The sequence below is a fragment of the Paenisporosarcina sp. P5_A11 genome, assembly GCF_056400705.1.
This window is the reverse complement of record NZ_JBFUKT010000170.1, coordinates 1-7,036: the sequence shown is the minus strand read 5'-3', so window position 1 is coordinate 7,036 and position 7,036 is coordinate 1. Positions and strand designations below refer to the sequence as shown.

General features: G+C 37.2%; 10 protein-coding genes. All 10 read left to right on the top strand.

Annotated elements, in window-relative coordinates:
* Positions 1-649: DHHA1 domain-containing protein (locus AC1DOS_RS16550; RefSeq protein ID WP_477538386.1), on the top strand; the 649-nt coding region annotated here is incomplete at its 5' end.
* Between the two features lie 90 nt (positions 650-739).
* Positions 740-1,006 carry an IreB family regulatory phosphoprotein gene (locus AC1DOS_RS16545; RefSeq protein WP_108586384.1) on the top strand — a complete coding sequence of 89 codons (267 nt, stop codon included), beginning with the start codon at positions 740-742 and terminating at the stop codon, positions 1,004-1,006.
* Between the two features lie 3 nt (positions 1,007-1,009).
* Positions 1,010-1,435: a Holliday junction resolvase RuvX gene (gene ruvX / locus AC1DOS_RS16540; RefSeq protein WP_108586383.1), complete on the top strand. Its 426-nt coding sequence runs from the start codon at positions 1,010-1,012 to the stop codon at positions 1,433-1,435.
* A 6-nt stretch (positions 1,436-1,441) separates the two neighbouring features.
* The gene (locus AC1DOS_RS16535; protein WP_108586382.1) at positions 1,442-1,741 is read left to right on the top strand and encodes a DUF1292 domain-containing protein; all 300 of its coding nucleotides are present in this window, start codon (positions 1,442-1,444) and stop codon (positions 1,739-1,741) included.
* Between the two features lie 99 nt (positions 1,742-1,840).
* On the top strand, positions 1,841-2,959 hold the full coding sequence (gene mltG / locus AC1DOS_RS16530; protein WP_108586381.1) for an endolytic transglycosylase MltG: 1,119 nt from the start codon (positions 1,841-1,843) through the stop codon (positions 2,957-2,959).
* Positions 2,960-3,063: 104 nt separating this feature from the next.
* Positions 3,064-3,699: an O-methyltransferase gene (locus AC1DOS_RS16525; protein ID WP_477538385.1), complete on the top strand. Its 636-nt coding sequence runs from the start codon at positions 3,064-3,066 to the stop codon at positions 3,697-3,699.
* A gap of 5 nt (positions 3,700-3,704) precedes the next feature.
* Positions 3,705-4,634 carry a peptidase U32 family protein gene (locus tag AC1DOS_RS16520; RefSeq protein ID WP_477538384.1) on the top strand — a complete coding sequence of 310 codons (930 nt, stop codon included), beginning with the start codon at positions 3,705-3,707 and terminating at the stop codon, positions 4,632-4,634.
* 16 nt (positions 4,635-4,650) lie between these two features.
* Positions 4,651-5,928 carry a peptidase U32 family protein gene (locus AC1DOS_RS16515; protein ID WP_477538383.1) on the top strand — a complete coding sequence of 426 codons (1,278 nt, stop codon included), beginning with the start codon at positions 4,651-4,653 and terminating at the stop codon, positions 5,926-5,928.
* Positions 5,925-6,563: a uridine kinase gene (udk, locus tag AC1DOS_RS16510; protein ID WP_477538382.1), complete on the top strand. Its 639-nt coding sequence runs from the start codon at positions 5,925-5,927 to the stop codon at positions 6,561-6,563. The genes AC1DOS_RS16515 and udk overlap by 4 nt, the downstream gene beginning before the upstream one ends.
* A gap of 113 nt (positions 6,564-6,676) precedes the next feature.
* Positions 6,677-7,036 (top strand): transcription elongation factor GreA (gene greA / locus AC1DOS_RS16505; protein WP_477538381.1); only part of this gene is annotated, 360 nt, incomplete at its 3' end.

The following is a 7,036-nucleotide window of genomic DNA, read 5'->3' as shown; positions in this document are numbered from 1 at the left end:
GTATTCACTTGAACTTTGTGGAGGGTGTCACGTAACGAATACTTCACAAATTGGATTCTTTAAACTCGTAAGTGAAAGCGGGATTGGTGCTGGAACTCGTCGAATTGAAGCAGTAACTGGTAAAGCTGCTTATCAACTTGTTAAAGAAGTAGAAGGTGTATTAGAAGAGGCTTCAGCAACTTTAAAAGCTAATCCAAAAGAATTGGTTGCTCGCGTTCAAGGATTGCAACAAGAACTTCGTCAAGTTCAGCGTGAAAACGAATCACTATCAGCAAAAATTGCTAATAGCCAAGCTTCTTCTATTTTAGAACAGGCACAACAAATTGATGGTGTAACCGTTTTGGCAGCACGCGTACAAGTAAAAGATAATAACCAACTTCGTCAAATGATGGACGACTTGAAATCTAAGATGACTGAATCTGTCATAGTATTAGGTTCATCTGAAGGCGAAAAAGTCATGTTGATTGCTGGTGTAACAAATGACTTAAGTGGTGGAAAATATCATGCAGGAAATATTGTAAAACATGTTGCTGAACAATGTGATGGTAAAGGCGGCGGTCGTCCAGATATGGCTATGGCTGGTGCAAAAGATTCGTCGAAACTTGAAGCTGCGTTACATTCTGTGTATGATTATGTCGAATCCGTTTAATTAATAGTTGAAATCGGTTATACTTAACAAGTATTATAAATATGCTTGTACAAGACAATTAGATTTAACTCCGAAAGCGTGGTGCTGATCATGAATTCATTTGATAAAACGATGAAGTTTAATTTTCCGGAAGAGTCTATGGAACAAGAAGTAAAGCAAGTCATGCTTCATGTCCATTCGGCGCTTGAAGAGAAAGGGTATAACCCAATCAATCAAATAGTCGGTTACTTACTTTCGGGTGATCCGGCATATATTCCTCGCCATCAGGATGCAAGAAATTTAATCCGAAAGCTTGAGCGGGATGAAATCCTGGAAGAACTTGTTAAGTTTTACATCAAGAAGAATAACGAGGCATAGTGTATGAGAGTAATGGGATTAGATGTTGGGACGAAAACAGTAGGTGTTGCAATTAGTGATGCTTTCGGTTGGACAGCCCAAGGGATTGAGACTATCAAAATTGACGAGGCAAATGAAATATTTGGCATCGAACGAATTGCTGAACTAATGAAATTGCATGAAGTATCGTCTTTTGTGGTTGGATATCCAAAGAACATGAACAATTCGATTGGCCCGCGTGCTGAAGCATCAGAACGCTATGCGGAATTGTTACGTCAAACATTCGACAAACCAGTTGTTCTTTGGGACGAACGTTTAACTACATCGGCTGCGGAAAAAATGCTCATTAGTGCAGATGTCAGTCGAAAAAAACGAAAAGAAGTCATTGATAAAATGGCTGCAATGATGATTTTACAAGGCTATTTAGATAGTCAATCTATTAAGAGGTGATCGAACATGGACCACGGACAACAAAACATTACAGTAGTTGATGATAACGGTACTGAACAATTATGCGAGATACTATTTACTTTTGAATCAGAAGAATTCAGCAAATCTTATGTACTTTATTATCCAATAGGTGCTGAAGAAGATGAAAACGAAGAAATTGAAATTCATGCTTCTGCTTTTACTCCATCTGAAGACGGTAACGACGGTGAACTTATGCCGATCGAGTCTGACGAAGAGTGGGCAATGATCGAAGAAATGTTAAACACATTCTTAGAAGAAGAAGAAGAAGAAGAAGAAGAAAAATAATCTTAACCTAAAATAAGGCGGAATGATGACAAATCATTCCGCCTTTTTCTTTTTTGTAAAAATCTTGTATAATAAATGTCAGATAGAAGGGGGTAACCCATGGAAAAAGAATCAAAGAAAGACATTATGTTTAATCGAATGAAAGAAAAGAAAAAAGAGGTTAAAATCGTTAGACGTATCGTCCTTGTGATTGTACTAATTGTATTAATAGTTGGAGGAATTGCCGGCTACAGCGGATACACATATGTCAAAAGCGCATTGCAACCAGTCGACAAAAATGCAGAAGACACCATTCCTGTAAATGTCGAAATTGGGTCGAATCTCGATTCGATAGCAACGTTACTTGAGAAAAATGGAATCATTAAAGATGCTCGTGTCTTCAAGTATTATGCGAAGTTTAATAATGAATCAGATTTCCAAGCTGGTAAATATGATTTAGCTAAATCTATGACACTTGATGAGATAATGCAAAGTTTAAAAACCGGAAAAGTCTACCGAGAACCAATCTTTAGCATGACAATTCCTGAGGGACGAACTCTTGAAGAAATTTCGGTACGAGTGGAAGAAAAAACGTCGTATAGTGCAAAAGAATTTATGGATCTTGTAACAAACCAAGAATTTATCGATGAAATGATAGTTAAATATCCTGATCTATTAACTGATGAGATTAAAGGGAAAAGTTTGCGTCATGACTTAGAAGGATACTTATTCCCAGCAACTTATTCTTATTATGAAGAAAATCCTACTTTGGAATCTATTGTTGATGAAATGTTAAAAACAACATCTAAATCGATTACACCATATGTGGAAAAACTTGAAGAAAAAGAAAAATCAGTCCATTGGTTACTGACATTCGCATCATTACTTGAAGAAGAAGCGACTGCAGATACAGACCGAGAGACTATCGCAAGTGTCTTTAATAACCGAATGAAAGCGGACATGCCTTTGCAAACAGATCCAACGGTTCTTTATGCACTAGGTGAACATAAGGATCGAGTACTGTATGATGACTTAGAAATTGACCATCCGTATAATACATACAAAATCCAAGGACTACCACCAGGTCCAATTTCAAATCCGGGAACAGCATCCATCGATGCGGTGTTAAATGCTTCAGACACTGATTATTTATTCTTCTTGGCTGATAAAAAAGGCAAAAATCATTTCTCCAAAAAATATGAAGAACATTTAGAGAAAATCGAAAAATATTTACGTTAAACAAACAGCATTGTCAGATCCAGAAGGGAAGCCTATCGCTTTCCTTCTTTTTTTATGATAAGATTGGGTGTAATTTTTGTGGATTAAAAGGAGTAAAAATTGACATGACAACTTCACATCCCTACATCACTACTTATATTAAGAAAAGGTCAGATTTTCTTTCTAATATGGAACAATTCGCTAAGGAGCAACACATTCCCATAATGGAACTCGTTGCGATTGAATCACTTTTGCAATTTTTACGAATGCAACAACCGAAATCTATTTTAGAAGTTGGTTCTGCGATTGGTTATTCAGCGATACGAATGGCATTAACATTACCTGAAGCTGTTATAACCACCATTGAAAAAGATGAAAGTCGTTTTCAGCTGGCTTCAACCTATTTGGACCAAGCTGGATTGACGGGCAGGATTCAAATAGTTCATGGCGATGCACTTGAAATTGATATGAATAATTTTAAGCTAAATCACTATGATGCTTTATTTATTGATGCTGCAAAAGGACAATATCAACGTTTTTTTGACAAGTTCTCACCACTCGTTCCAAGCGGTGGTGTTATTTATTGTGATAACATGCTCATGCATGGTTTTACAGAAATAGATATTAAAGAAGTACCAAGAAGAAAACGAACGATGGTCCGTAATCTGCAACAGTTTACACAGTGGCTTATGAACCATGAAGAATATGAAACAACATTCCTACCAATTGGTGATGGAATCACGATTAGTATAAAGAGGTGACAATCATGAAAAAACCAGAATTACTGGTAACACCACATTCTGTGGCCCATATGGAACAATTAATTGAGGCTGGTGCAGATGCTTTTTTAGTTGGGGAACAACAATTCGGATTACGTTTAGCAGGAGAATTTACAATAGCTGATATTGAAAAATCAGTTAAACTTGCTCATGCTTCGAACAAGAAAGTATATGTGGCAATGAACGCCCTCTATCATAACGATCATATCGATTTATTGAGTCCCTATATGGAAAAACTAGCTTCTTTCAAAGTGGATGGAATTACTTTTGGAGATCCAGCAGTGGTTATGGTTAAAAGAGAAGCCAACCTGGATATTCCGCTTCATTGGAACACAGAGATGACGGCTACAAATTGGTTCACTGCTAATTATTGGGGTAAGCGCGGTTCAAATCGTGCCGTTTTGGCTCGAGAATTAAGCATGGATGAAGTAATAGAGATTAAAGAAAACGCTGAAGTTGCTATTGAAGTACAAGTACATGGAATGACATGTATGTTTCAATCTAAACGTTCGTTAATAGGCAATTACTTTTTGTACCAAGATAAGGCAATGGAAATTGAGAATCGTACCAGTCAGAAAAACATGTTTTTACACGACAAAGAACGCCACAATAAATACCCGATTTTTGAAGATGCAAATGGCACACATATTTTCAGTCCAAATGATATGTGTATGATTGACGAGTTAGGCGAGCTAATTGATGCTGGGATTGACTCCTTTAAAATAGATGGAGTATTGCAAGAGGCTACATATGTGACGAAAGTAACGAATCTTTATAGACAAGCAATTGATGCTTATATGGAATCATCTGCAGTATATGATGAGATAAAAAGTGATTTATTAACGGAGATTGAAGAAATGCAACCGGAACTTCGCCCACTTGATACCGGATTCTTCTTCAAAGAAACCGTGTATTAAGGAAGGGAGAATTTAAATGGCAATGCTACAATATGACCGAATTAGTAAAATTATTGATGGCAAACGCGTTATAGTTAAAAAGCCAGAACTCCTCGCTCCTGCAGGAGACTTAGAGAAACTTAAAATTGCCGTTCATTATGGTGCAGACGCAGTCTTTATCGGAGGACGTGAATTTGGATTGCGTTCTAATGCAGGGAATTTCTCAATAGCAGAAATGCGTGAAGCAGTAGAATTTGCAAACAATTATGATGCGAAAATTTATGTGACAACCAATATTTTTGCCCACAATGAAAATATGGACGGTTTAGCAGAATATTTAATGGATATTGAATCGGCTGGTGTGACTGGCATTATTGTGGCTGATCCATTAATTATCGAAACCTGTCGTAGTAACGCACCGAAACTTGAAATTCATTTAAGTACACAACAATCATTATCGAACTGGAAAGCAGTGCAATACTGGAAAGATGAAGGATTACACCGTGTCGTCCTTGCTCGTGAAACGAGTGGCGATGAAATTCAGGAAATGAAAGATAAAGTTGATATTGAAATTGAAGCTTTCATTCATGGAGCTATGTGTATTGCCTACAGTGGCCGCTGCACATTATCAAATCATATGACTGCCCGTGACTCAAATCGAGGCGGCTGTTGCCAATCTTGTCGTTGGGATTACGATTTGTATGAAGTGAAAGACGGAGAACAAGATGCACTTTTTGCAGATGGAGACGCACCATTTGCTATGAGTCCGAAAGACTTAAAATTAGTTGAATCGATTCCTCGGATGATTGAACTCGGTATCGACTCGTTGAAAATCGAAGGGCGAATGAAATCGATTCATTACGTAGCTACTGTGGTGAGCGTATACCGAAAAGTAATTGACGAATATTGTGCAGATCCAGATAACTTCCGAATCAAACGCGAATGGTTAGAAGAATTGGAAAAATGCGCAAACCGTGATGCAGCTAGCGCTTTCTTTGAAGGAGAACCTTCATATGAAGAACAGATGTATGGCATCCATGGTAGAAAAACATCCACTGACTTTATCGGTCTTGTGATGGATTATGATTATGAAACAAAAATGGTAACCCTTCAACAACGAAATTATTTTACAAAAGGTCAGGAAGTAGAATTTTTTGGACCTGGTATTGAAAATTTCCGCATGACCATTACAAATTTATGGGATGAAAAGGGGAACGACTTGGATGTAGCACGTCATCCTTTGCAAATTGTCCGTTTCAAATCCGACATCCCAGTACGACCAAATAACATGATGAGAAAGGAGCTTGTACGATGACATTTAAGCGCCCGATTGTTATTGGTATCGCTGGTGGCTCTGGTTCAGGGAAAACGAGTGTTACCAAGGCTATTTATGACGTATATAAAGAAAAATCAGTTGTAGTAATCGAACAGGATTACTATTATAAAGATCAAAGTCATTTGGAATTTGAGGAACGTCTCGCAACGAACTATGATCATCCTCATGCATTTGATAACGAACTACTTATAGAACATATAAATCAACTTTTGAGCAGACATGCAATTGAAAAACCTGTATATAATTACGAAATTCATACACGTTCGCCCGAAAAAATTGTAATTGAACCACAAGATGTTATTATATTAGAAGGTATTTTGGTTTTAGATGATGAGCGCTTGCGCGAATTAATGGATATCAAATTATTTGTTGATACAGATTCTGATTTGCGTATTATTCGACGCATTATGAGAGACATCAATGAACGTGGCCGTTCCATTGAATCAGTAGTCGAACAATACCTATCAGTAGTGCGACCAATGCATAATCAGTTTATTGAACCAACAAAACGATACGCAGACATTATCATTCCTGAAGGTGGACAAAACCAAGTTGCGATAGATTTGATGGTTACAAAAATTAAAACAATTCTTGAATCTGATATCATTGTGTAATATGATGTGTAAAGACTGACAATATTATCTAAATAATATGCCTCATATTCAGACTCGACAAGGCATATTATTTTTATGAGCTAGCTAGCAAGTAGTTGAAGGAGTGAAAGTAATTGGCAACTGAAAAACAATATCCAATGACCGTTGCTGGAAAGCAAAAGTTAGCGGACGAATTAGATTTTTTAAAAACAGTTAAACGTAAAGAAGTAGTGGAACGTATCAAAGTTGCAAGAAGCTTCGGAGACTTATCGGAGAACTCTGAGTACGATTCTGCAAAAGAAGACCAAGCATTCGTTGAAGGGCGTATTGTAACCTTAGAATCTATGATTCGTAATGCGGTCATTATCGAAGGAAATGGGCAAGACAACGATATCGTATCTTTAGGAAAAACAGTTTCTTTTATTGAAGTTCCAGATGGCGAAGAAGAAACTTATACAATCGTAGGATCAGCAGAAGCAGACCCAATTGAAGGG

Coding starts and splice junctions, on each gene's coding strand:
- AC1DOS_RS16545 (WP_108586384.1), top strand. CDS start 740: ATGAATTCATTTGATAAAACGATGAAGTTTAATTTTCCGGAAGAGTCT.
- ruvX (WP_108586383.1), top strand. CDS start 1,010: ATGAGAGTAATGGGATTAGATGTTGGGACGAAAACAGTAGGTGTTGCA.
- AC1DOS_RS16535 (WP_108586382.1), top strand. CDS start 1,442: ATGGACCACGGACAACAAAACATTACAGTAGTTGATGATAACGGTACT.
- mltG (WP_108586381.1), top strand. CDS start 1,841: ATGGAAAAAGAATCAAAGAAAGACATTATGTTTAATCGAATGAAAGAA.
- AC1DOS_RS16525 (WP_477538385.1), top strand. CDS start 3,064: ATGACAACTTCACATCCCTACATCACTACTTATATTAAGAAAAGGTCA.
- AC1DOS_RS16520 (WP_477538384.1), top strand. CDS start 3,705: ATGAAAAAACCAGAATTACTGGTAACACCACATTCTGTGGCCCATATG.
- AC1DOS_RS16515 (WP_477538383.1), top strand. CDS start 4,651: ATGGCAATGCTACAATATGACCGAATTAGTAAAATTATTGATGGCAAA.
- udk (WP_477538382.1), top strand. CDS start 5,925: ATGACATTTAAGCGCCCGATTGTTATTGGTATCGCTGGTGGCTCTGGT.